At 64.5% G+C, this 26,017-nt stretch carries 23 protein-coding genes, 1 tRNA gene and 1 pseudogene; 13 read left to right on the top strand and 12 right to left on the bottom strand.

The window, feature by feature from the left end:
* Positions 1 to 2 precede the first annotated feature (2 nt).
* Entirely contained in the window at positions 3 to 1,223 is a 1,221-nt protein-coding gene (locus MUB46_RS08170; protein ID WP_261615392.1) for an HTH domain-containing protein, read from the bottom strand.
* Between the two features lie 93 nt (positions 1,224 to 1,316).
* On the opposite strand from MUB46_RS08170, the gene MUB46_RS08165 reads away from it, so the two are divergent.
* The gene (locus tag MUB46_RS08165) at positions 1,317 to 1,604 is read left to right on the top strand and encodes a hypothetical protein (protein ID WP_261615391.1); all 288 of its coding nucleotides are present in this window, start codon (positions 1,317 to 1,319) and stop codon (positions 1,602 to 1,604) included.
* Positions 1,605 to 1,608: 4 nt separating this feature from the next.
* Positions 1,609 to 2,307, top strand: coding sequence for a DUF899 domain-containing protein (locus MUB46_RS08160; protein ID WP_261615390.1), 699 nt, complete (start codon positions 1,609 to 1,611; stop codon positions 2,305 to 2,307).
* Between the two features lie 199 nt (positions 2,308 to 2,506).
* Here the strand turns inward: MUB46_RS08160 and MUB46_RS08155 are convergent, their stop codons facing one another.
* Positions 2,507 to 3,724, bottom strand: coding sequence for an amidase family protein (locus tag MUB46_RS08155; protein WP_261615389.1), 1,218 nt, complete (start codon positions 3,722 to 3,724; stop codon positions 2,507 to 2,509).
* 333 nt (positions 3,725 to 4,057) lie between these two features.
* Between MUB46_RS08155 and MUB46_RS08150 the strand changes: the two genes are divergently transcribed.
* Both MUB46_RS08150 and MUB46_RS08145 read left to right on the top strand, forming a co-directional pair.
* Complete coding sequence (locus tag MUB46_RS08150; RefSeq protein ID WP_261615388.1) at positions 4,058 to 5,146, top strand: linear amide C-N hydrolase; 1,089 nt, start codon at positions 4,058 to 4,060, stop codon at positions 5,144 to 5,146.
* Between the two features lie 271 nt (positions 5,147 to 5,417).
* Entirely contained in the window at positions 5,418 to 5,843 is a 426-nt protein-coding gene (locus MUB46_RS08145; RefSeq protein WP_425256233.1) for a YqaA family protein, read from the top strand.
* 424 nt (positions 5,844 to 6,267) lie between these two features.
* Here MUB46_RS08145 and MUB46_RS08140 read toward each other — a convergent pair whose 3' ends face one another.
* Genes MUB46_RS08140 through MUB46_RS08120 form a run of 5 tightly spaced genes read right to left on the bottom strand, consistent with a single transcriptional unit; the run spans position 6,268 to position 11,839 of the window.
* Positions 6,268 to 7,335, bottom strand: a complete 1,068-nt coding sequence (locus tag MUB46_RS08140) for a tartrate dehydrogenase (protein WP_261615386.1) — start codon at positions 7,333 to 7,335, stop codon at positions 6,268 to 6,270.
* A gap of 27 nt (positions 7,336 to 7,362) precedes the next feature.
* Entirely contained in the window at positions 7,363 to 8,808 is a 1,446-nt protein-coding gene (locus MUB46_RS08135; protein WP_261615385.1) for an NAD-dependent succinate-semialdehyde dehydrogenase, read from the bottom strand.
* Positions 8,809 to 8,832: 24 nt separating this feature from the next.
* Positions 8,833 to 9,819: a 2-hydroxyacid dehydrogenase gene (locus tag MUB46_RS08130; protein WP_261615384.1), complete on the bottom strand. Its 987-nt coding sequence runs from the start codon at positions 9,817 to 9,819 to the stop codon at positions 8,833 to 8,835.
* 2 nt (positions 9,820 to 9,821) lie between these two features.
* Positions 9,822 to 10,712, bottom strand: coding sequence for an NAD(P)-dependent oxidoreductase (locus MUB46_RS08125; protein ID WP_261615383.1), 891 nt, complete (start codon positions 10,710 to 10,712; stop codon positions 9,822 to 9,824).
* Positions 10,703 to 11,839 (bottom strand): mandelate racemase/muconate lactonizing enzyme family protein, encoded by a 1,137-nt coding sequence (locus tag MUB46_RS08120; RefSeq protein WP_261615382.1) that lies wholly within the window; start codon positions 11,837 to 11,839, stop codon positions 10,703 to 10,705. The genes MUB46_RS08125 and MUB46_RS08120 overlap by 10 nt, the downstream gene beginning before the upstream one ends.
* A 250-nt stretch (positions 11,840 to 12,089) precedes the next feature.
* Here MUB46_RS08120 and MUB46_RS08115 point away from each other — a divergent pair, with 250 nt between their 5' ends.
* The 4 genes from MUB46_RS08115 (at position 12,090) to MUB46_RS08100 (ending at position 15,794) form a co-directional block, all read left to right on the top strand.
* Positions 12,090 to 12,827 carry a GntR family transcriptional regulator gene (locus MUB46_RS08115; RefSeq protein ID WP_261615381.1) on the top strand — a complete coding sequence of 246 codons (738 nt, stop codon included), beginning with the start codon at positions 12,090 to 12,092 and terminating at the stop codon, positions 12,825 to 12,827.
* 87 nt (positions 12,828 to 12,914) lie between these two features.
* Positions 12,915 to 13,865: a TRAP transporter substrate-binding protein gene (locus MUB46_RS08110; RefSeq protein WP_261615380.1), complete on the top strand. Its 951-nt coding sequence runs from the start codon at positions 12,915 to 12,917 to the stop codon at positions 13,863 to 13,865.
* Positions 13,866 to 13,948: 83 nt separating this feature from the next.
* Positions 13,949 to 14,509 carry a TRAP transporter small permease gene (locus MUB46_RS08105; protein ID WP_261615379.1) on the top strand — a complete coding sequence of 187 codons (561 nt, stop codon included), beginning with the start codon at positions 13,949 to 13,951 and terminating at the stop codon, positions 14,507 to 14,509.
* A gap of 4 nt (positions 14,510 to 14,513) precedes the next feature.
* Positions 14,514 to 15,794: a TRAP transporter large permease gene (locus MUB46_RS08100; protein ID WP_261615378.1), complete on the top strand. Its 1,281-nt coding sequence runs from the start codon at positions 14,514 to 14,516 to the stop codon at positions 15,792 to 15,794.
* A 295-nt stretch (positions 15,795 to 16,089) separates the two neighbouring features.
* Here the strand turns inward: MUB46_RS08100 and gcvA are convergent, their stop codons facing one another.
* Entirely contained in the window at positions 16,090 to 17,028 is a 939-nt protein-coding gene (gene gcvA, locus MUB46_RS08095) for a transcriptional regulator GcvA (protein WP_261615377.1), read from the bottom strand.
* A 154-nt stretch (positions 17,029 to 17,182) separates the two neighbouring features.
* On the opposite strand from gcvA, the gene MUB46_RS08090 reads away from it, so the two are divergent.
* From MUB46_RS08090 to MUB46_RS08070, 5 genes and pseudogenes are all read left to right on the top strand, one after another.
* Positions 17,183 to 18,403 carry an acyl-CoA dehydrogenase gene (locus MUB46_RS08090; RefSeq protein WP_261615376.1) on the top strand — a complete coding sequence of 407 codons (1,221 nt, stop codon included), beginning with the start codon at positions 17,183 to 17,185 and terminating at the stop codon, positions 18,401 to 18,403.
* A 16-nt stretch (positions 18,404 to 18,419) separates the two neighbouring features.
* Positions 18,420 to 19,826, top strand: a complete 1,407-nt coding sequence (locus MUB46_RS08085; RefSeq protein WP_261615375.1) for a tetratricopeptide repeat protein — start codon at positions 18,420 to 18,422, stop codon at positions 19,824 to 19,826.
* A gap of 276 nt (positions 19,827 to 20,102) precedes the next feature.
* Positions 20,103 to 21,467, top strand: coding sequence for an acyl-CoA dehydrogenase family protein (locus MUB46_RS08080; RefSeq protein WP_261615374.1), 1,365 nt, complete (start codon positions 20,103 to 20,105; stop codon positions 21,465 to 21,467).
* Positions 21,468 to 21,470: 3 nt separating this feature from the next.
* Complete coding sequence (locus tag MUB46_RS08075; protein ID WP_261615373.1) at positions 21,471 to 22,442, top strand: alpha/beta hydrolase; 972 nt, start codon at positions 21,471 to 21,473, stop codon at positions 22,440 to 22,442.
* A gap of 158 nt (positions 22,443 to 22,600) precedes the next feature.
* Positions 22,601 to 22,846: pseudogene (locus MUB46_RS08070) on the top strand (MobA/MobL family protein); the annotation flags it as partial.
* A gap of 62 nt (positions 22,847 to 22,908) precedes the next feature.
* Here MUB46_RS08070 and MUB46_RS08065 read toward each other — a convergent pair.
* From MUB46_RS08065 to mnmA, 4 genes are all read right to left on the bottom strand, one after another.
* The gene (locus MUB46_RS08065) at positions 22,909 to 23,463 is read right to left on the bottom strand and encodes an integrase core domain-containing protein (protein ID WP_261615372.1); all 555 of its coding nucleotides are present in this window, start codon (positions 23,461 to 23,463) and stop codon (positions 22,909 to 22,911) included.
* Between the two features lie 276 nt (positions 23,464 to 23,739).
* Positions 23,740 to 23,816: transfer RNA gene (locus MUB46_RS08060), tRNA-Met, on the bottom strand.
* 103 nt (positions 23,817 to 23,919) lie between these two features.
* Complete coding sequence (locus MUB46_RS08055) at positions 23,920 to 24,618, bottom strand: class I SAM-dependent methyltransferase (RefSeq protein ID WP_261615371.1); 699 nt, start codon at positions 24,616 to 24,618, stop codon at positions 23,920 to 23,922.
* Between the two features lie 33 nt (positions 24,619 to 24,651).
* On the bottom strand, positions 24,652 to 25,845 hold the full coding sequence (gene mnmA, locus MUB46_RS08050) for a tRNA 2-thiouridine(34) synthase MnmA (RefSeq protein ID WP_261615370.1): 1,194 nt from the start codon (positions 25,843 to 25,845) through the stop codon (positions 24,652 to 24,654).
* Between the last annotated feature and the right edge of the window lie 172 nt (positions 25,846 to 26,017).

The raw sequence follows: 26,017 nt of genomic DNA, 5'->3' as shown, positions 1-26,017 counted from the left end.
GTCTAGCGGTTGAAGGTCGATGCCGGGAGCAACAAACTTGTCGGGAAACCGGGGATCTGCGGTGCCGTCCAGCGACGCGCCCGCCCGCGGCCGAACGACTCCACCTTGCCGGCACCCGCCAACGCGTCGAGCGCACGCTGCACGGTGCGCGGGCTCACCCCGAGCGCCAGGGCCAGCGCGGAACTCGACCACGCCTCCCCGTCTGCCAGCAAGGCCAGCACCTGCGCATGGTCGCTCTCGACGGGCGGCGCCAGCACGGCGACGGTTTCCGTCGCGACCGGTTGCAGCGCGAAGCCCCGCTTCGTCGCGGTCAAACCGGCCAGCGGTCCGATCTCCTCGCGGAGCCGGGCGATTTCGACGCGGAGCCGCGCGCGATGGGAGTCGTCGGCGTGCCGGGCGCCGAAGGCACGCCGCAGCAGCGTTTCGCGCGGAGCATCGCCGGGCCAGGCCTCAGCCAGGGCGCGAAGAAGCGCGAACAGGACGGGGCGGCTGGCGAGCGATACGCGGTCCGAACCCCGCCGGGCCACGTTGCGGCACGCATCGACGATGAGCGCGTCCGACGCCAGCAGAGCCTCGACCGCGCCCAGCCCGAGCAGGCGTTCTCTGTCCCGCGAGACGAGGCGGGCGGCAGGCGCCTCGAAGGCGCGTACGGTCCGCTCCACCTCGGCGATCAGCGCGGGGATCCCCGCTTCGCGCGCGGCCCGCGCGGCCCGGTCCAGCGCGGCCCGCGCCGGTTTCGTCCGCACGCGGCGCATCGCGATGCCGGCGGCAACGAGCCAGCAGCCGGCCCTGGACGATGGCCGCAGCGCGCCGGCGTCGAGACCATCGAGCCGTCGCTCGGCTTCGTCGAGCTGGCCGATCAGCAAGAGCCGCCGCGCGCCGAGATAACGGGCATGCGCGGCGTTCACGCGATCGCCCGATGCCTCCAGCACCGCCCTCGCCCCGTCGAGAGCGTCCATGGCCCATCCGAGGTCGCGCGAGACCAGCGCGATCTCGGCCTCCGCGACGACGCAGCGCGCGCGGGCCACGGGCTCCCTCGATCCGAAAGCACGCGCGGCGCTCCGCAACAGCGCCCTGGCGCGCGCGACATCTCCGAGCTGTGCCATCGCGATGCCGCGCAGGGCAAGCGACGGGGCATCCTCACGCAGGCCGACCCGCTTCAGCGCGGCCAGCGGATCGCCCAGCGAAAGCGCGCGCGCCGCAGCCACGATCAGGGAGTCCATTCAATTCCCGTCACACTTGTAACTCCCGCACGGTTCCCCGCCTGCCCTACACCCTGACTATACGGCACCGGCTAGAGGATCGGAGGAACGGAAATGACCGCATGGTCGATTGCGAAAACACGCGTTGCCGGCGTCCGGCACGCTGGCGATGCCGCCGGCCTGCTCGGCCTTGCCGCCTCCCCGACCTTCGCGTTGATGGCCTGGGTTTCAGCAAGCACAGCGTCCCAGGCGTCGATCTGTTTTTCCGCGCCAACCCGGCTGCCGATCGGCGGCATGGTCGTCATGTACCTGCTAATGAGCCTTTTTCACCTGGCGCCCTGGCTGAGGCTTGCTTCAGGCCATTCGCGCCAACGCCCCCAAGACCACATTAGAGGAGACTGATCCCATGAAACATTCGGTTGTTTCGCGCGAGGAATGGCTCGCGGCCCGCAAGTCGCTCCTGGAGAAGGAGCTCGACATGACCCACGCGCTCGACGCGCTGCGCGCCGAGCGCAGGCAGCTGCCCTGGGTCAAGATCGAGAAAGAGTATGTCTTCGAGGGCCTCGAAGGCCCGGTTCCGTTGGCAGACCTGTTCGACGGCCGCAGCCAGCTCGCCATCTACCATTTCATGCTGACGCCAGGCTCGCCCCACGTCTGCTCGGGCTGCGCCTTTATCATGGACCATGTCGATACGGCGCGGCAGCACTTCGAGCACGCGGACCTCGCCTTCGCCGCGGTCGCCCGCGCACCGATCGGTCACATCGCAGAGGTGAAACGCCGGATGGGCTGGGCCGCCACCTGGGTGTCCTCGCAACACTGCGACTTCAACTACGATTTCAGCGTGTCGTTCACACCGGAAGACCGCGCCGCCGGCCGCGCGCTCTACAACTTCGGCAGGACGACCATCGCGAATTCGCCGGACATGTTCGGGGTCAGCGTCTTCGCGACGGGCGAGACCGGCGACATCTTCCACACCTATTCGACCTACCACCGCGGCGCCGAGCTGCTCATAGGTGCCTTCAACTGGCTCGACCTCGCGCCCAAGGGCCGCAACGAGACCGGCACCATGAGCTGGGTCAGGCTCCACGACGAATATGCAAGCTGACGTCCGTGCCGGCCCCGCTCGACACGGTCGGGCGGGGCCTTGTGCGGGAAACGGCCAACTGCATCAGCACCGATCGGCGTCGATTGCTGCGAGGATATCGACACGCTCTCGGCAGGACGCGATACGACGCCCCGCATTGCCCCTGAGTTTCAGCGCCGCCTCCTATGCGAGAAGCCTTTGATCCCGCTTTGGTGGACGCTCAGGAACGCTGCCCTGTCATTTCGCTGACGGTGCGCAGCAGGAACTCGTCCTGATAGTGCGCCGCCGCAAAGGACAGGCCGACGGGGCACCCGTCGACCGTCAGCAACGGCACGGAGACTTCCGGCAGGCGGCCCACGCCGGAAAACGCGGTAATCGTCATCGTGCGATCATAGTAGTCCACCACCGCGTCCATCGTGTTGAGCGAGCCTTTCAGCGGCGCGATGACCGGCGTTGTCGGAAAGCAGATCACGGTCCCGGGCGAAAGGCAGGCGTTGATGCTCTCGAAGAGCCGCTCGCAGCGCGCCAACCCGTCCAGCGCGGCGATCCGGTCGAACGCCAGGACATTGCCGTAGGCCATGGAGAAGGGGAAGCCGAGTTCCGGCGTGCAGGCTTCGATCCAGTTGCTCACCGTGCTCTGGAACTCGGCCGTCTGCATGATGCGCAGCGCCTGTGTGTTGCAATCGCTGAGCGGGACGTCTTCTCCGACAATCTGCGAGAAACGGATCGGCTCCAGCGGGAGGCCCGTTCGGCGCGCAATGTCCTCCAGTGCCGCCTCTGTCTGGCTCCGCACCGATTGATCGGCGATCTCGAGCGCATCGCTCAGCACCAGAATCCGCTGCAGGGGAGCCTGCGGCGTCGGCCCGCTGCGCAGGGCGACCCGGATCGCTGCTTCGAGATGCGCGAAGCCGTCGGCCAGAACGCCTACGGTGCTCACGCTCGGCATGAAGGGCAGCACCCCGGCCTCGGAGATGCGATGCAGCGAGGGCCGCATGCCCCAGAGCCCGCAGAGGCTCGCGGGCACGCGGACGGATCCGCCCGAATCCGTCCCGATCGAAAAATCCGCGAGGCCGTTGGCGACGGAGGCCGCCGACCCGCTCGACGATCCGCCGGGAATTCGGTCCGCGGCCTTTGCATTGCGCGGCGTTCCGAAGAACGGGCTCTCGCCGTCGAGGCTGTAGGTGAACTCGTCCGCCACGACCTTGCCCACGCAGCGCGCGCCCGCGGCGAGCATCTGGTCGACGCACAGCGCATTGTGCGTCGGGGCCGGATGCGCGTCGCGCCAGGCCGGGCTGCCATAGGAGGTTCTGTGCCCCGCGATGTCGATGTTGTCCTTGACGGTGAACGTTGTGCCGTCAAGCGGCCCGGTTCCCAGCGGCGGGAGGTCCAGCCGCGCGACGAGCGAGCCGGACGGATCGACGGGGGATGACTGGGGCATGATGTCTCCGGGGCGTGTGAAATTCGATGCCGATACGCCTGATGCGACTATCACCAGGAACGATCAGACGGAATGCGTAAGGGGCCATTCGCCAATGAAGAACACCGACGTCCTTCACGTCGAGGGCTATCCCCTGCTCCGCAACGAGCCGGTCGTGCTTAAGGGTAAAGCAAGCGCCGCACAACCCGCCGCACATTTCATTAACGTCCTGTGTGTAATCGCTTTTTTGCGCCGCCGGCATGGGGCGAACGATCCCTGCGGCGGAACGCAGGCCCGAGAAGCCGCGTCCCAATCGCTTCGCCGGAGCGGACTGGACACAAGACAGGAGCCTTCATGTTTCGATCCCTTACAGCCTTAGTTCTCGCAGGTTCGCTTGCTCTTGCCCCCGTTGCCAACGCCTGCACCGGGATCAAGTTGACCGCGAAGGATGGTACGGAAGTTGCCGGACGGACTTTGGAGTTCGGTACGCTGGTCGACTGGTACGTCACCGCCGTTCCGAGCGGGACACAGATCAAGCCCGAGCTGCCGGCGGACTCTGGCGGCCTGACCTATGAGACGAAGTACGGCATCACCGGCATGACCGCCTACGACACGACCAACTTCGTTGACGCGATCAACGAGGAAGGCCTTTATGTCGGGCTGTTCTACTTCCCCGGATATGCAAGCTACCCTGACCTGGGCGATGACAACCGCGCCAAGGCGCTCGCGCCACAGCAGTACGCCACATGGTTGCTCGCCAACTTCGCCACGATCGACGAGGTGAAGGCACACTTTGACGACATCGTGCTGGTGGCCGCCGAGTTCGAGCAGATGGGAGAGGTCATCCCGATGCACGTCCGCGTTGTCGACAAGACCGGCAATGCCATCGTCATCGAGCCGACCGACAAGACCCTCAAGATTTTCGACGCGCCGCTCGGCGTCATCACCAACTCGCCCACCTACGACTGGCACATGACGAACCTCTCCAACTTCGTCAACCTGTCGACCGTCAACGTTCCGCCGGTCAAGCTGGATGGCGTCGAACTGCAGGCGGCCGGCCAGGGCGCCGGCATGCACGGACTGCCGGGTGACTTCACGCCACCCTCGCGATTTGTGCGCGCCGCGGTGTTTTCCCAGTCGGCCATCCCGGTCGAGACGGGCGCCGAGGTACTGGAGCAGGCCTTTCACATCCTCAACAACTTCGACATTCCTTACGGTGCGGTACGCGGTGAGGAAAGCGGCAAGGTTGCTCCCGACTACACGCAATGGACGGCCGTCGCCGACCTGACCAACGGAACCTGGACCGTCAAGACCTACGACGCCCAGAACCTTCGCGTGGTGGATGTCAAGGCGGCGCTAGCGGCCGCGGACGGCAAGGTTGTTCATATCGACTCGAAGAAGTGGTCGCAGTCGTTCGAGGACATTTCGTCCGAGTTCAAGTAGGACGGCAGCCCCAAGTCTGGCCACCCCGGGATGCTCACGCAGTCCGGGGCGGTACGCTCCCGGCGTTCACCGGACAGTCTCGGTCCGACGCCATCCACTGACCCGAAACGTTCGGCGGCAGCCGCCGTTTGACGGACGCGCGCTCGAAGCCTAAGGACGCTGACGCCTTGCGTCTGGCCACCGTCGAGACTGTCCAGCGCGAGCAGCTCACCCCGATCGGCGACATGCCCCTTGTTTGGCCTCGCAGGCGCTGAGTGGAAGCATGGAGGATATGATCCCCCTGGCCGGGCTGTTCGCCGTGGCCTTCGTCGCCGCCACGATCCTGCCGGCGCAGTCGGAGGCCGCGCTGGTAGGGCTTCAGCTTGCCGGATATCCCGTCGTCCTCCTGATCGTCGTGGCCACCCTCGGCAACACCCTCGGAGCGGTGGTGAACTGGGCGCTCGGACGCGGGGTGGAGCGGTTCAGGGACCGCCGCTGGTTTCCCGTCTCCGCCGCGGCGCTGGACCGGGCCTCCGGCTGGTACAGCAGATGGGGCCGCTGGAGCCTGCTTCTGAGCTGGGCGCCCGTCGGCGGCGATGCCCTCACCGTGGCCGCGGGCGTGTTGCGCGAGCCGTTATGGAGCTTCCTGCTGCTGGTGACGATCGCCAAGGCCGGACGCTATTGCGCCCTGGCGGCGATAACGCTGGGGCTGCTCTGAAGGCACAGCGCCATCGCGAACGCGCAACGGGATGTGTCGGGTCGTCGGCACCGATCCAAGGGCCGTCCGCCGCCGGAAATTCTCAGGCGGAAAATCCGACCTGAGAGTTCCCGATACATTTCAAAAGATTATGGAAAAGAGTGGTAGCGGAGGAGGGACTTGCTCTCGACCAAACCATGATCCGTTAACTCACCAGCTTGTGCCTGCCCGTTACCAACCGGAATGGAGAGAGACTATGGATTAATTTGCAGGGCTGGATGTATCCCTCGAGATGACGAGGATCTGCATCGCCCGATGCCGAAGCCGACCGCGATCGGAAAGCTGCCGCAAGTCCCGCCGACAGCCCCGACCGGCGAAAGAACCCGTGTAGTCGGCACGGGCTTCTCTCCAATCCTTCAATTCCGTTGAAGACCGAAGCCGGTCCCTATTGGGCGGAAACCTCCGCAGCGATCGCCTCGCCCAGTTCCGCGGTGCTGGCGCGTCCACCAAGATCGGGCGTCTTCGGCCCGTCCGTTCGGGACAGAACCTTCTCGATCGCGTGGAGCACGGCTTGGCCCGCCTCCGGATGCCCGAGATGATCGAGCATCATCGCCGCCGACCAAATCTGGCCGACCGGATTGGCGATGTTCTGCCCGGCGATGTCGGGCGCGGAGCCGTGCACGGGTTCAAACATCGACGGATAGATTCGCTCCGGGTTGATGTTCGCCGAGGGGGCCACCGCAATCGTCCCGGTGACGCCCGGTCCGAGGTCGGACAGGATGTCCCCGAACAGATTACTGCCGACGACCACGTCGAAGCGCTCCGGTGACATCACGAACCGGGCGCTCAGGATGTCGATGTGGTACTCGTCCGTCCGAAAGTCCGGATACTCGGCAGCCATCGCCGCGAACCGCTCGTCCCAATAGGGCATGGAGTGGTAGATGCCATTTGACTTTGTTGCGGACGTCACATGCAACCGTCCTAGCTGCTTGCCGAACTCGAAGGCGTAGCGCAGGATGCGATCGATGCCGGTGCGGGTGAACACCGCCTCCTGCAGGACGAACTCACGCTCAGTACCTTCAGCGAAGCGGCCGCCCATCTGGGAGTACTCGCCTTCGCTATTCTCTCGGATGATCCAAAAATCAATATCCCCAGGCGCCTTTCCGGCAAGCGGGCACGGCACGCCTGCGAGCAGCCGTACCGGCCGGACATTGGCGTACTGGTCGAACGTCCGACGGATCGGGATCAGCAGATTCCACAGGGAGATGTGGTCGGGCACACCCGGAAAGCCCACGGCGCCAAGGAAAATGGCATCATGGTCGCGCAACCGCTCGAGACCGTCCTGCGGCATCATCCGACCGGTGGCCTTAAAGGTCTCGCAGCTCCAATCATAGTGGCACGGGGTGAAGCTCAGGCCATGGGCGGCGCCGACGGCCTCGAGTACCCGCAGGCCCTCTGGCATCACCTCGTTTCCGATCCCGTCGCCGGGGATGACAGCGATTCTGTAGCTCATCACAACCTGGACCCTTGGCGCCGCAGTTCACAGACCAACGCAGACATATTTGAACTCCACATACTCCTCGATGCCGTATTTGGAGCCTTCCCGCCCCATGCCGGACTCCTTGACGCCGCCGAAAGGCGCCACCTCCGAGGAAATGATCCCCTCATTGAGACCGACGATTCCGAATTCCAGCGCCTCCGATACCCGCCAGGAACGGCTCAGGTCGCGGGTGTAGATGTAACTTGCAAGGCCGAAGGGCGTGTCGTTGGCGTGCGCCACCACCTCCTCCTCGGTGTTGAAGCGGATCAGGGGGGCCACCGGCCCGAACGTCTCCTCGCGCATCAGAAGCGCGTCGGTTGCAACCTCCGTCAGGATGGTCGGCTCGACGAAGTTGCCACCACGCTCATGCAGCTTTCCGCCGGCAAGTACCTTCGCGCCGCCGTTCACGGCATTCTCGATGTGCTCGTTGACCTTCGCGACCGCCTGGTCGTCGATGAGCGGACCGAGGGTGACGCCTTCCTCGAAACCGTCTCCCACGCGCATCGCTTCGACCTCACGCTTCAAGCGCTGAGCGAAATCGTCGTAGACGCCGTCCTGTACGAAGACGCGGTTGGCGCACACGCAGGTTTGACCGGTGTTGCGAAACTTGGATGCCAGTACGCCGGCGACCGCCTTGTCGAGATCGGCGTCGTCGAAGACGATAAAGGGCGCGTTGCCTCCGAGCTCCATCGACACCTTCTTCACGGTCTTTGCGCACCGCTCCAGAAGGAGCTTACCGACCTCTGTGGAGCCAGTGAAGGAGAGTTTGCGCACCGTCGGATTGTCCGTGAGCTCGTTGCCGACGACGGAAGCCGCGCCCGTGACAACGTTGAGGGCACCTTTCGGCAGACCAGCCCGCGCGCCGAGCTCGGCCAGCGCAAGCGCGGAGAAAGGCGTGGCGCTCGCCGGCTTGACGACGATTGTGCAGCCCGCCGCGAGTGCGGCAGCCGCCTTCCGTGTGATCATCGCGTTCGGGAAGTTCCATGGCGTGATCGCGGCCACGACACCCACCGGCTGCTTCAGAACGAGAATGCGCCGGTCGGAGGTCGCGGCCGGGATGACGTCTCCATCAATGCGCTTTGCCTCCTCCGAAAACCACTCGATGAAGGCCGAGCCGTAGGCAATCTCAGCACGCGCCTCCGCAAGCGGCTTGCCCTGCTCGGCGGTCAGGATTCGTGCCAGTTCCTCCTGGTTCTGCATGCAGAGGTCGAACCAGCGACGAAGAACGAGGCCGCGCTCCTTGGCCGAGCGCGCAGCCCAGGCCCGACCAGCTTTTTCGGCCGCAGCTATCGTCGCGCTCACATCCTCGCGCGTGAGCGCCGGCACGGTGCCGATCGTCTCGCCGGTGGACGGATTGGTGACGGCGATGGTCTTGCCATCGGAGGAATCGATCCAGCATCCGTCGACATAGCAGTTTTGGCGCAGGAGGCTCTCGGTGCGGTTCATGAAGTATCCTCGGGGAACTTTTCATCAGGTCAGTTCGTTGGCCGGCCGCCGGCCGGCTTGAAGCGCTGCGACGCCATCGAGCAGGAGTTGGCCCATAGCGGTGCGCGTCCTGGTGGTGGCGCTGCCGATGTGCGCCGACAGGAACACGTTGGACAGACGACGGTAGCGCGGATCGATGTTCGGCTCGTCTCGGAACACATCGAGCCCGGCGGCGAACACCCGTCCGTCCTGAAGCGCGGCGATGAGAGCGTCGTCGTCAACGATGTCGCCACGCGAGATATTGACCACGATGGGATCGGCCGGCAGTCCGGCGATCGCATCGCGGTCAAGGAAGCCGCGCAGCGCCGGCGTTCCGGGCGCGGCGATGAGAAGAATATCGGCGTGGGCGAGAAAGCTCTCCCGGTCGCCATGATAGTTGGCGCCGGCCTCAAGCTCGGACGGCAGACGAGTGCGGTTGTGGTAGTGAATTTGAAGGCCGAACCCCCTCGCCCGCTGCGCGACCTCGCGGCCGATGCGGCCCATGCCGAGGATCGCAAGCCGCCTTCCAGTCAGCTCAAGCCCCAAGAGCTGGGTTGGCCCCCAGCCCCGCCAGGCGCCGGAGCGGACCAGAGCGTCGCTCTCATAGCCGCGCCGCGCGGCGTTGAGTAGCAGCATCATCGCGATCTCGGCGCACGCTTCGCTGAGGACATCGGGCGTGTGCAGCACTGAGACACCGTGCGCCTTGGCGCTGTCGACCGCAATATGGTCGTAGCCGACCGACAGGGTACCGACCACCTCAAGCTCGGGCGCAAGGGCGTCGAAAAGCGAGGAAGGCAGCGACTCGGTCGCCGAGACGAACAGATACCGGCAACCCTTGGCAGCAGCGGCAAGTTCCGCGGCCGACAGAATAGCATCATGCTCGTTGACGATGAGATCGAAGCGATCGCGCATCGTCGCTTCGATCGCCTCGGGGAAGCGACGCGCGAGAAAGGCCCGCGCGCGCCGGTCGTCGTGCGAAAGACACGCCTGCATGATCACAAATCGGCAGCGAGGATGCTGATCAGTTCCGGCACCGGATCGTTGCCGTGACCGCCTTCGACGACCTGAGCGTACATCGCCCGGGCCGCTGTCGCCATCGCATGCTGCGCACCGAGCTCCTCGACCATCGTGTTGTAGTAACTCAGGTCCTTGAGACCGTTCGACAGAGAGAAGCGGAATCCCTCGATGTCGCCAGTCTCCATGAACGGTCTCAGCCGATCGAACACGACACCGGCCGCGCCCCCTTTGCCGAGCACCTCAAGGAACGGACCATCGGCCACACCGGCTTTGCGGGCGGCGGCAGCCGCCTCCGCGAAGACGGCCGAGAAGCCGAGGGAGACGAAATTGTGCAGGAGCTTCAGCTCGTGTCCGGCCCCAACCGGGCCGGCATGCACGATGTTCTCGGCGTAGGATTGCAGCAACGGCAGCACCTCGGCGAACAGATCTTCCGGTGCACCGACAATAAGGTTGAGCCGGCCTTCTTCGGCCTCCTTCGGCGTGCGCGTCATGGCGGCGTCCATGAAGCGTCCGCCGGCTGCGGCGACACGGCCGGCAATCTCGCGGGTTGAGGATGCGATCGCCGTTGAGCAGTCGACGATGATGCCCCCCGGCTTCATGCCGGCGAGAATGCCGTCCTCGCGGAAGAGCACATCTTCCACCTGCGGCGTGCCGGTCACGCACAGGATGATGACGTCGCTGGCTTGCGCGACCGCCGCCCCGGTCACACGGGGCTCGGCGCCTCCGGCACGCAGATCGTCCACCGGACGGTTGCCGGGATGGTCGAGGAACACCAGGGGATAACCGGCTTTCAACACATTAGTGGCAATGCCGTGCCCCATCAGGCCAACGCCGACGAGGCCCACACGGGCCGTTATGCTCAGGGACATACGACCTCCTGGGCAATCTGACGCTTGGCGACTTCCGACCAGTCCCAGTCGATGCCGTTACCCGGCACCGACGGAGGCGTGACATAGCCGTCCTTGTCGATAACCATCGGCGCCGAAAGCACATCGTCGAGCTGCGGGATGTGCTCGACCAGCCGGGCGTTGGGAACGGCGCAGGCAAGCGAAACATGCAGCTCCATGAGGTAGTGCGGCGCGACCGCCATATTGAAGGCCTCGGCCATGTGCACGACTTTCAGCCATGGCGTAATTCCGCCGACGCGCGCAGCGTCCACCTGAACGATCGAGCAGGCGTCCTGCTGGAGATACTCGCGGAAGGTATGGATGCTGTGAAGCGTCTCGCCGATCGCTATCGGCATCGCCGTGGATTGGCGCAGCAGCTTGTGGCCGTGAAGATCGTCGGCCGGCAGCGGCTCCTCGAACCAGGCCACCCCGATATCCGCGTAGGCGCGGGCACGGCGAATGGCCTCGTCCACGTTGAAGATCTGGTTGGCGTCCGTCATCATGTCCACGTGATCCGGCAACGCCTCGCGCACCTTGGCGAGGCGCCGGATATCGTCCTTCAACGACCGTCCGACCTTGACCTTGAAGCCGTGGAAGCCACGCTCGGCCACCGAGCGAGCGTTGGCGACGAGCTCATCGTCATCGATGTTCAGCCAGCCGCCCTCGGTATCGTAGATCGGCAGTCGATCGTGTGCGCCGCCGACCATAACGGAGAGCGGCAGGCCCGCGAGTTGCCCCCGAATATCCCACAGCGCGATGTCGATCGCCGCAAGCGCAAGGCTCGTGAAGATACCCGGTGACACCGAGTTTATGGAGCGATTGAGACGCCACCACAGAGCCTCCACCTTGCGCGCGTCCTGCCCGAGCAACTGCGGCGCCAGATAGTCGACGAGGAGGCGCATAATCGCCGATCCGCCGGTGCCAAGGGTGTAAGTGTAGCCTGTACCGACCGCACCGGCTTCTGTGGTGATACGGACGATCGGCGTTTCCTGTTTCTCGAACGGCTGGATTGCGTCCTTGCGCGGGAACTTGGCCGGCAAGTCGACGAGCAGCACCTCGACGCGAGTGATGCGCGCGTCCCGTGCGAGCGCGTTGCTCTCTGTAGTCATGTCCATCCTCTTGTATTTCCCTTTGCCTGCAGCGACTGGGCTGCCGCCCGCCCGGAATGCTCGCCAGACGAGTGTGGCGGCGCACTCCGCAACTCTCGACCTTAAAATTCCTATAGGATTTTTTATCTACGTCAACTCCTTAAATTTCATGGATTTTTCCTATTCACTACGCAGAAAAGATACGATATGAATCCCCTCTAAGAACATTCGACGCGAGCAGCGAGGGGGCAGGCGGAGCGTGGTGAGGACGATGGCCAGCAAGGTCGCACGATCCAAATCGACAGGCCGGCGACGGGGGCAACCCGGCAGCGCGCCGACCGGCTTGGATGCTGAGGGCCGCAGCCATGGGCTCGTGGAATCCGTGTATGAAACCCTGCTTGGCGAAATCATGTCGCTACGCATCGAACCCGCCGGGCGCATCAATATCGACGACGTCGCCCGCGACTTCGGCGTGTCGCAAACCCCGATCCGAGAGGCCCTGCGGCGGCTCGAGGCCGAAGCGCTGGTGGAGAAGACACCCTATGTCGGATACCGCGCGAGCCCGCTTCTCAACCGCCAGCAATTTAAGGAGCTCTACGATCTGCGCCTGCTCTTGGAGCCGTTCGTGGCCGCAGAGGCCGCCGCGCTAATGGAGGAGGACGAAATCGAAAAGCTCGAAAGCCTTTCGCTGTCTATGGAGGTGACGGCGACCGGCACGCCGCGCATAGCGATGAGCCGCTTTGCCCGCTACGACGAGGCCTTCCACGCCACGATCGCTAAGGGTGCTGGCAACAGGCTGATCGAGGGCATCCTAGCGCGCCAGCATATTCACCTTCACCTGTTCCGCCTGATGCTGCACGGCCGCGTCATCACCGAAGCGGTGGACGAACATGCCGTGTTGGTGGAAGCCATCCGCAGCCGTTCTCGAGACAGAGCGGCTGAGGCGATGCGCCGGCATCTTACGCGCTCCCGCGATCGTCTGGAGGCGATCTACGACTCTGACGAATAGGTCTTCGCCGCGCGGGCGACTCCCCAATAAATCATCAAACGGAGGAAACTAATGAATAGACGAGACGCTTGCCTAACTTTCGCTGTCTTGACGGCACTGACGCTGGGCGGCGCCAGCGCCGCATCGGCGCAGAGCGATCTTACGATCGCTCACGCCCTCTCCTCGGCCTCGCACTACTCGGTGGGAGCCGAGGCGATGGCGGTGGACCTTGCCGAACGGTCTGGCGGCAAGTTCAAGCTGAACGAATCTTATGGCAGCAGCCTGGGCGGAGAGCGCGAACTCGTTGAGGGTACCCAGATCGGCACTATCGACCTTGCGATCGTGTCGACCGGTCCGATCGGTAACTTTGTGCCAGATGTACTGATCCTGGACATCCCCTTCCTGTTCAGCGGCTACGAGCACGCCCACGCGGTGCTGGACGGCCCGATCGGACAGAAGTTGCTCGACAAATTCCCCGAGCACGGCTTGCACGCGCTGGCATGGGCAGAGAATGGGTTCCGCAATCTCACCAACAACGTGCGTCCCGTGGCCGAGCCGACCGACGCGGAAGGACTCAAGATCCGCACAATGGAGAACCCGGTCCATATGGAGGCGTTCAGGACGCTCGGCATGCTGCCGACGCCGATGGCCTTCACCGAGCTGTTTACCGCTCTGGAGCAGGGTACGGTCGACGGTGAGGAAAATCCGATCGGGGTAATCCTCTCCGCCAATTTCGCCGACGTGCAAAAGTATCTGTCGCTGACACGGCACGTCTATTCGCCGGCGCTCATCCTGATCTCGCCGTCGGTCTGGGACGGTCTATCCGACGAGGAGAAGGGCTGGTTCGAGGAATCGGCCAAGGTTGGCGTGAAGGCCATGCGCGACAAGGTGCGTTCGGATGCCGAGAACGGCATTGCGACCCTGAAGAAAGAGGGCATGCAGGTCACCGAAAATGTCAATACCGCCGCCTTCCAGCAGGCGCTGCAGCCAGCATTCGACGTGTTTGCCGAGAAGTTCGGACAAGAAAGCATCGATGCGATCAGGAACTACAAACCGTAAGCGGCCCCAACCAAATCGCAAAGCCGATGGGGTGACCCCAGGCGGGTCACCCCATCCAACGCGGACAGGGAGGAACCGCAACGATGTTCGCCGCGCTGAAGATAGCCGACAAAGTCATTGTTAGAACGGCCCTCGCCGCCGCGATCGCCATGATGGTCAGCATGACTTTGATCTCGTTCTACCAGGTGATCACGCGGTTCGTCTTCGAACAACCATCCACGTGGTCGGAAGTGACCGCGCGGGCGATCAATATCTGGATGATTTATCTGGGCCTTGCTGCCGCGTGCCGCACAGGCGCGCTGATGGCGGTCGACACCCTGATGATCCGTCTCACGGGCCGGCTAAGGACCATCCTCCTGGTGATGGTCTCCTCCATCACCATCGGCATCCTGCTCACGATGACCTGGTACGGCTGGGACATGGCGGGCCGCGTCCGATTCCAGTCGCTCGCGGGCATTCAGAACCCATTCGACGGCGGCACGGTCTCGATCTCTTGGATGTATGCGGCGCTGCCGATCGGATCACTAATCGCGGCGATCGCCGTCCTCGCTCGCACCATAGAGGAGATACACGCCCTCACCACAGGCAGTGCGGACCCGGCGGGAGAGGCTTCCGCGCTCTCGCGTCCGATCCAGGAGGTCTGACGCCATGACCGCCTTTATGCTCACCACCATGGTGCTTCTGTTCGCGCTCAGCGTTCCGATCGCGATCGCCATTCTCGGTGCCTCCATCGGCGGGGCCATACTGTTCACCTCGCTCAATCCGCTAGTCGTGGCCCAGCGCCTCGTCGCCACGCTCGACAGTTTCCCGCTGCTCGCAATCCCCTTTTTCATCCTGGCCGGCAATCTCATGGAGGCCGGCGGCATCTCCCGGCGCCTCGTGGAGTTCGCCAAGTCGGTGGTGGGCGGGGTTCAAGGCGGCCTTGCCTGCTCGTGCGTGCTGACTTGCATGATCTTCGCCTCGGTTTCCGGATCCTCTATCGCCACCACATTCGCGATTGGCGCCATCATCATTCCGGCGATGATCAGGCACGGGTATCCAGTGCCATTCGCGGCCGCGCTACAGACGACATCGGCGGAACTCGGGGTCATCATCCCACCGTCGATTCCGATGATCCTCTACGGTGTCAGCGCGGAAGTGTCGATCGGCGACCTCTTCGTCGCAGGAATCGGGCCAGGCCTGTTGATCGGCGGCGCGCTCATCATATTCGTCTTCGCCACCTGCTTGTGGAACGGATGGGGCAAAGCCGACGGCGAAGGACGCATGCCCTTGTGGCCGTCCCTGCTTCAGGCCTCTTGGGGACTGGCGATGCCGGTGATCGTTCTCGGCGGCATCTATCGCGGCATCTTCACGCCGACGGAGGCATCCGTCGTCGCAGTGATCTACGCGCTTTTCGTCGGCGTCGTCATTTACCGCACGATTACCCTGAGCGCACTGATCGGCGTGCTGCGCAGATCCGTTATCTCCTCCTCGGTGATCATGTTCATCATCGCCGCGGCCGGAGTCTTCAGCTTCCTTATCACGCGCGCGGGTGTGCCGGCGACGATCGGCGCCTGGCTGGTCGAGATGTTCAGCGGGCCGGTCGGCTTTCTGCTCGCAGTCAATGCCGTCCTATTCCTGGTGGGCATGTTCATCGAGACGTCGGCGGCGATCATCGTGCTTGCTCCGATCCTTGCCCCGGTCGCAGCGCAGTTCGGCGTCAATCCAGTTCAGTTCGGGCTCATCATGATTGTGAACCTGGCGATGGGCATGATCACGCCTCCATTTGGCGTGAACCTATTCGCCGCCTGCCAGGTGGCGGGCATCTCCATCGATAAGATCATCGGGTATCTCATCCCGTTCGTTATCGTGATCATCGCCTGCCTCGCGGTGGTAACGTTCGTGCCGGAGGTCTCGCTGTTCTTCCTAAATGTCCTGTCATCGCGCTGAGGACAACGCCATGCGGAATGCCCTCCGGACATCGACGCCCGCGTGAAAGGCCAAGCTGCCGGGATTGGAAGTTCTCCACCCGACGCGCCTCCGTAAACTGTGCCACGCTGTCCCGAGGACACGGAGCGCCCTTGCACCCACCCATTTCGTCAATCGGCGATAGACGAAATGGGTGGCACCACATGTGTAGCTCTGACATCGACAGAGCCGAACTGGCCAATGCGCTCGCGCATCCCGCGCGGCTTCGCCCCCAGCTCCGGGCGCAACGGAACGTCGCCAGGACTGAAGCTGCGTATCAGTCCGCGGCTTCCCCCGCCCCGCCCTCCTTCTCCCGCACACGCTCCTGCAACAACCAATCGCGAAACGCCCGGACCTTGCGAAACCTCTGAAACCGCTCGGCACTGTAGACCATGTTGAAGCCGCTTTTGGATAGGCGCACGAAGTCGAACGGCTTGATCAGCCGACCAGCGGACAGATCGTCTGCGACGAAAGCACGGATCCCGATCGCCACGCCAGCGCCGGCAAGGGCGGCGTTGTAAGCCAGTGTCAAGCTTTCGAAAGTCGGCCCCTGAGCCGAGGGGACGCCCGATATCCCTGCCGCCTCGAGCCAGCGTGGCCAGTCGTGCGGGCGCAGCGCGCCATGCAACAGCACGTGGTTCCTCAAATCCTCGGGCCGGTTGAGCGGCACACGGCGCAGCAGCTGGGGCGCGCAGACCGGGAGGGATTCGACATCGACCAAGCGCTCGCTGACGAACCCGTGCCGCTCTTCGGGTGCGGAATTGCGGTCGATGCGGATGACGAAATCGACGGCATCCATGTTCAGTGACTCGGGCACCAGCGTCGTCTTCAGGTCGATCTGGATCCCAGGATGCCCGGCATGGAACCGCGCCCAGCGCGGCAGCAGCCAGTGCACGGCAAAGGTAGGATGACAGCGCAGGCTCAGCACATTGGCGTTGCTGCCCATCCGCAACTCGTCGGTCGCCCGGTCAATGATGTCGAGCGCCTGGGTGATGCTTTCGGCATAGCGTTGCCCGTCTTCGCTCAGCGCGACGGCACGATGCGACCGCAGAAACAGCGGAACGTCGAGGTGGTTCTCGAGCGTCTTCACCAGCCGGCTGACGGCGCCGGGTGTTACGTTCAGCTCTTCTGCGGCTTTGAGGAAGCTGCCATTGCGCGCCGCCGCCTCGAAGGTGCGCACAGCATTCAGCGGCGGCAGGTGGCGTGCCCGACCCATCCGAACCCTCCAGGACGAACCCGGCGCACGCATGTACCGGCCGGGGATTGGGGGAGGAAAACTCAACTGAACATTGACTTTATGTGGTTTGACGTCAATCGCTCTCGCGAGGAAAAATCACTTTATAAGAACGTCCAGAGTGAGGAAACGCCCGATGAAGCAGACTGTCGGCAAGCTGGAGGCGGCGGCGCATATCAGCGGCTACGCCCCCTTCCAGTGGGATGACCCGTTCCTGCTGTCGCACCAACTGACCGAGGACGAGCGCGCAGTACAGGAAGCCGCGCGACGCTTCGCCCGCGAACGGCTGCTGCCGATGATCGTCGAGGCAAACCGCCATGAAACATTCGACCGCGAATTGTTTCGCGAACTCGGCACGTTTGGTTTCCTCGGGCCGACGATAGAAGGCTACGGATGTGCCGGGGTCAATCATGTCTGCTACGGTCTGATCGGGCGGGAAACCGAATATGTCGACAGTGCCTTTCGTTCGGCCGTTTCGGTTCAGTCGTCGCTGGTAATATATCCGATCCATACCTATGGAACGGAAGCGCAGCGCACGGAATTCCTGCCTCGCCTCGCCTCGGGCGAATGGGTCGGATGCTTCGGCCTGACAGAGCCTGATCACGGCTCGGATCCGGGCTCGATGCGTACCCGCGCAGTGCGCGACGGATCCGACTACCTGTTGAGCGGCGCCAAGACCTGGATCACCAATGCCCCCATCGCCGATCTCTTCGTGATCTGGGCGAAGGACGAGACCGGGGTGATCCGCGGCTTTCTCCTCGACCGTGCCATGCCGGGGATCGAGACGACACGCATCGAAGGCAAGTTTTCGCTCCGCGCCTCGCTTACCGGAACGATCGCGCTAGACGCGGTGCGGGTGCCTGCCGACCGCGTCCTCCCCGGCACAAACGGGCTGGGCGGCCCCTTCGGCTGCCTCAACAAGGCGCGTTACGGCATCTCCTGGGGGGCGATGGGCGCAGCCGAGGCCTGCTGGCACCAGGCGCGCGACTACGTTGTCGGCCGCAGCCAGTTCGGCCGTCCTCTGGCGGCGAACCAGTTGATTCAAAAGAAACTGGCCGACATGCAGACGGAAATCTCGCTCGGCCTTCAGGCTTCGCTGCGCGTCGGACAGATGATGGATGCGGGAGAGGCAGCACCCGAGGCGATCTCGATCGTCAAGCGCAACAACTGCGGCAAGGCGCTGGACATTGCGCGCACCGCCCGGGACATGCTTGGTGCGAACGGGATTTCGGACGAGTACCATGTGATCCGACACATGATGAACCTAGAATCTGTCAATACCTACGAGGGCACCCACGACATGCATGCGCTGATTCTCGGCCGCGCCATGACAGGGACTTCGGCCTTCGCCGGATAGGCAGGAAAAGGAAGCGATGATCAAGGCAAAGAACGGCCACGGCCTGACGTTCACCTGCCCTTCTCCCGAAGCGCCCGAGTTGTTCGATCGGGTCGTGCGCAGTTATCTGGCGTTCGGATGCGAGACGGGTGCGCATCTGAAGACGCTGATGCGGTCCTGCCCGGGCATGGCGATGGCACATTGCCTGCGCGGCTATTTCCTAATGTTCATGGGCACCCGCGCTCTGGCGACGCGAGCGCTCGACGAGGCGGCGACAGGGCTAGAGGACCCGGAAGGGCTGGAGCCGCGCGAGCGGATGCACCTGGCCGCGCTGCGCGCATGGGCCGGCGGATCCCTGCCCGCGGCCACACGGCTCTGGGACGACATTGCGCGCAACCATCCGCGCGACGTACTGGCGCTGAAGATGGCCCATTTCGGCCATTTCTACACCGGCCATTCGCGCAACATCCGCGACGGAGTAGCCCGCGCCCTGGACTTTTGGACACCGAAGGATGCCGAGTATTCCTTCCTGCGCAGCATGTATGCTTTCGGGCTCGAGGAAAGCGGCGACTATGTGCGGGCGGAACGGGTGGTGCGAGATGCTCTCGATCGCAATCCCGACGACCCCTGGGGCATTCACGCTCTCGCCCATGTCTACGAGGCAACCGAACGCTTCGACACCGGCGTGCGCTGCCTGACGGAGATGGAGCGAAATTGGAAACCGGCAAATAATTTCCGCTACCACGTAGCCTGGCATCGGGCGCTGTTTCACTACGAGGCGGGCGACCCCGAGGCGGCTCTGGAGGCTTTCGACGCGGACGTGTTCGACCCGGAGGCGGCCGAGGATCTCGACCTATGCAACGACGCCTCCCTTCTGCTCCGGATCGAACTCGGCGGCGTGGATGTCGGTGACCGCTGGGCCGCGGTCGCGACCAAGGTCGAGAGCCGTGGCGACGACCTGATGATGCCCTTTGTCGACACCCATGTCGTGCTGGCGCTCGCAAGCAGCCCCGATCCGGGTCACCGCGCCCGCGCCCGGGCGCTGACTGAGGCGATGCATCGCTACGGCGCCGACAGCGACGAAGGCAATGCGGTCTGCTACCGCGACGTCGGTGCCGAGCTGGCGCAGGCCGTCCTGAACTATCGCGAAGGCCGCGCCGAGCAAAGCTGGGGCACGCTCGCGGCGCTCCTGGACCGGGTGCAGGCGATCGGCGGTAGCCATGCCCAACGCGACCTCTTTTGGGAGATCGCCGCCGATGCGTTGGAGCAATCCGAACCTTACGGTGCCGATGCGGTCGCATTTTACGGGGCCCGGTCGCACAGCCGCCAGCGCGACGGTTGGAACTGGCAGCGCTATCTCGCCGCTCTGGAAAACAGCGATCGGGACGACGCCCTGCGCGCCGCGCGCATCCGCTATCAGGCCGCCGCCGTCCCTGCCGGATAGGCTACACCAACGCCTCTGAGCCTTGCACCCGCGCTGCCCCAAGACGGGGCAGCGCGGGTCTCTTCACGCTTCCGCTCGGACCGCTCGCAGATCTGGGCATGAATGAGAAATACTCACTCTAGACGAATGAAAATCGTTTGAGAGCCAGTGTCTAACACTCAATAATTGCAATCAGGAAATGGAAAACGCCTACGCAAGGCCGGCCGGAACGCCTAGCGCCGCGGCCCCTCGACGGGGCTGTCCGCCTCGTCCTGTGGGATGCGAACGGAGAAGATCATGAACAAGATCGCAATGCTCGAAAGAATGCACAATCCGGGGCTCAACGGCCGCGGCGGATACCGGCTGCTGGACCCGCGCCAGAAGTACAACCTCGCCTTCTGTACCGAGGAAGAGATCGCCATTGCCGAACACTTCCGTGAATTCGTCGATTCCGAGTTGATGCCCCATCGTCACGACATTGAAGGCGGCTGGCATCGCGATCCGAAACTCGCCAAGGCGACCATTCACCGGCTATACGCCAAGCTGCACGACTTCGGCGTGACCAAGGCAATCCTGCCGGCCAAGCATGGGGGCCCCGGCCTCTCGCCGGTGGTGCGCCAGATGATCAACGAAGAGCTGTCGCGCGCCGATATCGGCCTCGCCACCAAGGTAGGCAAGCTCCATTGGGCCATCTCGGTCATGGTTGCGGCTGGGCGGGACGACCTGCTTGAGGAATTCGCCCCCCGGATCACCGGACCCGATGCCTGGACTGCTTGTTTCGCCATCACCGAACCCGCCGGCGGCGCCAATGTCGAGGACCCGGCGCTGGCCTATAAGACGATGAACACCATCGCCCGCGAGGACGGCGACGATTACGTGCTGAATGGCCACAAGCTCTGGCCCGGCCCGGCCGGCCCGGCCGAAAACTTCCAGTCCGAGCACCTCAAGGGCCATCTCGGCTATTGGGTCTGCGCCATAACCCGGGCCGGCGGCGGCGAGGATAATGTCGGCATCTTTTACGTGCCATCAGATGCCGAGGGCCTCGAATTCTCGCAGCCTTACGAGAAGATGGGGTTCTGCTATTCCGAAGCCAATACCGATATCTGGTTCAAGGACGTTCGCATCCCCAAGCGCTACCGGATCGACACCGAAACCGGTCAGGGTTCGAAGCTGATCAAGGGCTATGTCATCGGGCTTGGCCGACTTGCCGGCGCGGCTCGGCTCACCGGCCTGTCAGAGGCGGTGTTGGAGACCTGCATGGACTGGACCCAGAACCGCATCATCGCCGGCAAGCCAATGCGAGAGCGTTCGCTTTTCGCCGCAACGCTGGCCGAGATGTGGCGGTCGATCGAGATGAGCCGCCAATACTATCTCTCCGTCACCGCCCAGGTCACCCAACCCGAAATCTACGGCATGCCGTGGGAAGCCCAGATGAAGGCGAAGTTCTCCGCCGCACGCTCCTTCGCCGGGGACACCGCGATGATGGTGACCAACCGCGCCATGCAGCTCATGGGCTCGGCCGGCTATGCCTACGAAAGCCACATCGAGAAATACATGCGCGACTACAAGATCGTGCAGATGTGGCTCGGTGGCGCCGAGCGCGACCGGATGGACATGGCGCAAGGCCTGTTCGGCCCGTTCAACTGGGCCGGCGACGCTTAACTGGTGACCGGGATCGGGCCGGCCCGAATTTCGGCCCGCTTAGCCAGACATTGGAGGAAAACGATCATGGCAAGCAAGGAGAGCGCCGTTCTCGGCGAGATGTACAAGTCATGGGTATCGACCATGGCTGAGAACCCGGACATGACCGTGGAGGAAACGCGGCGCATGTTCGAGCATTGGGGCGACGTGACCGGGGAGCCTGAAGGCGTCGACTACATCGAGGTCGACGCAAACGGCGTGCGCTGCATGTGGGCCAAGCCGAAAGGCGGCAACGAGACGCGCGCGCTGCTGTGCACCCATGGCGGCGGCTATATGGTGGGGTCGATGTATTCGCACCGCAAGATGTTCGGCCACATCGCCAAGACGGTAGGCTGCCCGGCGCTGATCGTCGATTACAGGCGATCGCCCGAGCATCCGCATCCGACGCCGGTGAACGATTGCGTCCGCGCGTATGAATGGATGTTGGACCAGGGGCTTGAGGCCAAGCATATCGCCTTCACCGGCGACAGCGCGGGCGGTGCGCTCGCGATTACCACCGTTCTGGCCGCCCGCGACAAGGGGCTGCCGCTGCCGGCCGCCTCGATGCCGATCTCGCCCTGGACGGACATGGAGATTACCGGCGAGACGGTTACGACGAACGAGGCGAAGGACCATTTCGTCAAACGCGCGGTGATTGAGCACATGTCAGCGACATTCCTGGGTGAGAATGGCGACCGCAAGGATCCGCTGGCCACCCCGCTTTATGCCGATCTTGCCGGCCTGCCGCCATTCTTCGTGCAAGTTGGCGGGGACGAAACACTGCTCGACGACGCGCGCAGGTTTGTCGCGAAAGTCGAAGCAGCGGGGGGCGAGGCCAAGCTCGACATCTTCCCCGAGATGCAGCACGTCTTCCACTTCCTCGCCGGGACCGCGCCCGAGGCGGACAAGGCGATCGCCGATCAGGCGGCTTGGATAAAACCCAAGCTCGGCCTCTGACGCCCTCTTCGGGGCGCCCGCCCAGCCAGCGGCGAGCGCTTCCCGCCCCCCGAGCTCCGGACCTGTCCGAGTGAAGGGAGCAACTGCCCGCTGATCACGGGTCGTCTTCAGCGATTGGGTGGCGCCTCCACAAGACGCGCAGTGACGCCGACCGGCTTATGCGTCGGATGGAGGCGGCTCCCCGTGTTGGCCGCAAGGCCGGGTCGAGCGCGTAGGCCTCTGCCGCCTACCGCTCGACCGCGCGGCTGCGCGACGATCCGCCGGATCACGTGCCGCCCCTTTCCGGCAAGCGCGGCATCGTCCATTCTGAGGTGTTCCTGCCGGAGAACGCGCCTGCGGCAAGGAGCGGCCGCGAACGGTTGTGGACCACAGTCGACACCTTCGAGGTCGGCGATGATACCCGGTGAAGTGGTCCCGGTTTTCCGGACAGCTAAGCGGCAGATCAAAGGTGTATCCGGGTTCGGTTTCATGCCGCCAGTTTCTGATCTCGACCGGCCCAGTCTGCTTCCCTCGGCGTTTGTCGCTCAAGGGCCGAATGTGGCCGCTCGGTGTTGTAGAAGGCCATCCATTCGCGGATGATCCGATATGCCTTGAAGCCGCCGGTCAGCTCTTCGAGATAGATCACTTCTTGCTTCAGGGATCGCCAAAGCCGTTCGATGAAGATGTGGTCCATGCATCGGCCGCGGCTGCCCATCGAGTTCCGCACGCGCTCCGGCGGATCATCGCGTTCCTCTCGGCGGAGCTCATCGCTTGAGTCCGGCGGACAAAAATCGGTCTCGACCGCCAGCCTCCCGACCTTCGCGTGCAGATCCTTTACGTCCGCCTCGCTCGGGCCTTCCGCCATGCCGCCCCGAGCAAACACGTCTGCAATGCCCTCGACCGCCTGACGCTCCCACGTGCTCGCCTGGTTCGGATGCATCTGGTGCTCCGTGGCGATCTCCTGGTCCGTGAGGTCGCCCCGCAGAGCCTCAAGCGCGACCTGTGCTTTGAACTGGTCCGCGAACTCCCGGCGTTTCGCCATCTCGTATCCCTCCAGAAGGTTCGGGATACACCTTTACTCGCTGTCCGATTTCCTCCGACCACTTCACTTGACACCAGTCGAGCGCATCGCCGCCGTAATCGCGGACCACGCCGGCGCCGACGATGATCGCGGCACGCTGATGGCGGATTTCCGCGAACTCGTGCACTCCGTCACGGTTTACCCGGTCGAAGGTGCGGCAAGTTCGAGATCGATGTAAAGGGTCGCCTAGCGCCCCTGACGGGCAGCGAAGCCTTCCCCGAACAGTGGGGGTACGGGTGGTAGCGGAGGAGGGACTTGAACCCCCGACACGCGGATTATGATTCCGCTGCTCTAACCAACTGAGCTACTCCGCCGCCGGCTGCCCGGCGGGCGCGTGACTGGTCCCGCGCCCCGGCTTGCGTGGGGCGATATAAGGAGCCGCCCCGAGGGGTGTCAAGCAGGCTGTCGGGCCAAGTGTCAGGCTTCCACCGCCATCGCCTGCGGGGTTTCGGCGTTTTCCCCGCCGATCCGGCGAAACCTGAGCATCGTGAACAGGCCGGCCGGCGGCAGCCCGCGGCGTTCGATCGGCTCCAGGCCCGGACGGTCGAGCACCGTCTCGACCGGGAATTCCGGCCGCCAGCCGAGTCGGTCGGCAAACGGCGCCAGCGCCTGCTCGATCGCCGCGCGCGGGCCGGTCTGGGCGCTGAAATGGTTGACCAGGATCACCTCGCCACCGGGGCGGCAGACCCGCTCCAGTTCCGCCATCACCCGCTTCGGCTCCGGCGCCACCGTCACCACGTGCATCGCCACCACGGTATCGAAGCTGGCGTCGGCGAAACCGAGCTGCGAGGCATCCATCTCCAGGAGGGCGGTCACGTTGGCCAGGTCCTGTTTGGCCACACGCCGGCGCGCCTGCTCGAGCATTTCAAGCGACAGATCGATGCCGACCACCTCGAGGTGCCCGGAGTAGAGCGGCAGGGCGATGCCGGTGCCGACGCCGACCTCCAGCACCCGCCCCTGCGACGTGTTGATATCGCGGATCGCCGCCCGTCGCGCCGCGCGGGTGACCGAGCCGAACAGCTCGTCATAAACGGGCGCCCAGCGCTTGTAGGCCTTGCGGACGGCAGTGCTGTCCAGCGTTCCGTCGCGCCGGCGGATCGGTGGTGTCTGATTCAAGTCGTTCGGTTCCCCAGTCCCATTTGCCGGACTCTAGCGGGCGGCCATCGCCGCGGCCGCGCTCTTCCGGCTGTCGTCCATCGTCCCGGGCTGCGGCCGCGCGGCGGCGATCCAGCCGCCGCCGAGCACACGGCTCTGCTCCGCCTCGGATTCGTAGAATACACAGGCCTGGCCGGGCGAGACGCCGTACTCGCCGGACAGCAGCTCGACCTCGATCGTTTCCTCGCCGACCAGCAGCCGGGCCGGCTGCGGCGGGCGGGTCGAGCGCACCTTCGCGCAGATCTCGTGGGCGCCGGCGGCAAGGGGCCGGTCGCCCAGCCAGTTGACGTCGCGCAGCGTCATCCGCCGCGTTTCCAGCGCCTCGCGCGGGCCGACGATCACCCGGCGCCCCGGCGCATCGAGGTCGACCACGTAGAGCGGCTCGCCCACGGCAACGCCGATGCCGCGCCGCTGGCCGATCGTGTAGTGGATGATCCCCTCATGGCGGCCGAGCACCCGTCCGTCGACATGAACGATGTCGCCCGGCTCCACGGCGTCCGGACGCAGCCGCTCGATGATCTGGCTGTAGCGGCCGGTCGGCACGAAGCAGATGTCCTGGCTGTCGCTCTTCTCGGCGATGGCCAGCCCGAACGCACGGGCGAGTTCGCGCGTCTCCGGCTTGGTCATGTCGCCGAGGGGAAAGCGCAGGAAATCGATCTGTTCCTGTGTCGTGGCGAACAGGAAATAGCTCTGGTCGCGTTCGGGGTCTTTGGCCCTGAAGAGCGCGCGGTGTCCGTCCGGACGCCGCCGGCTGGCGATATAATGTCCGGTCGCCAGCGCATCGGCGCCGAGATCGCGCGCGGTCTGCAGGAGATCGTGGAACTTGATGTCCTGGTTGCACGCAACGCATGGAATCGGCGTCTCGCCGGACAGGTAGCTGTCGGCGAAGGCGTCGATGACCGTTTCCTTGAACCGCCGTTCGTAGTCGAGCACGTAGTGTGGAATGCCGAGGTCCTCGGCCACGCGGCGCGCGTCGTAGATGTCCTGTCCCGCGCAGCACGCCCCGGCGCGGTGGATCGCCTCGCCGTGGTCGTAGAGCTGCAGGGTGACACCGACCACGTCGTAGCCCTGCTGCTTGAGCAGGCCCGCCACGACGGACGAATCGACGCCGCCCGACATCGCGACAACGACGCGCGTGTCCGCCGGGTCCTTGGGCAGGTCGAGACTGTTGAGCCGCTGCTCGGGCATTTTGTCCAGGTGGTTTGGCAAACTGCGCGCGCGACTCCGGCCGCCCGCGACGTCCCTAGATGATAAGCGCAACCGCACCGCATTCAAGGTCGCCCGCACGCGCAACGCGGGGCAACTCCTGCTGGGCGCGCGGCAGAATCTGCCGGATCGCCCAGGTCGGCGCGCCCGGAAC

Origin of the sequence: Microbaculum marinisediminis (assembly GCF_025397915.1) — a bacterium.
Lineage (GTDB): Bacteria > Pseudomonadota > Alphaproteobacteria > Rhizobiales > Tepidamorphaceae > Microbaculum > Microbaculum marinisediminis.
Note: the sequence above shows the minus strand (reverse complement) of the source record. Positions and strands in the feature narration are given on the sequence as shown.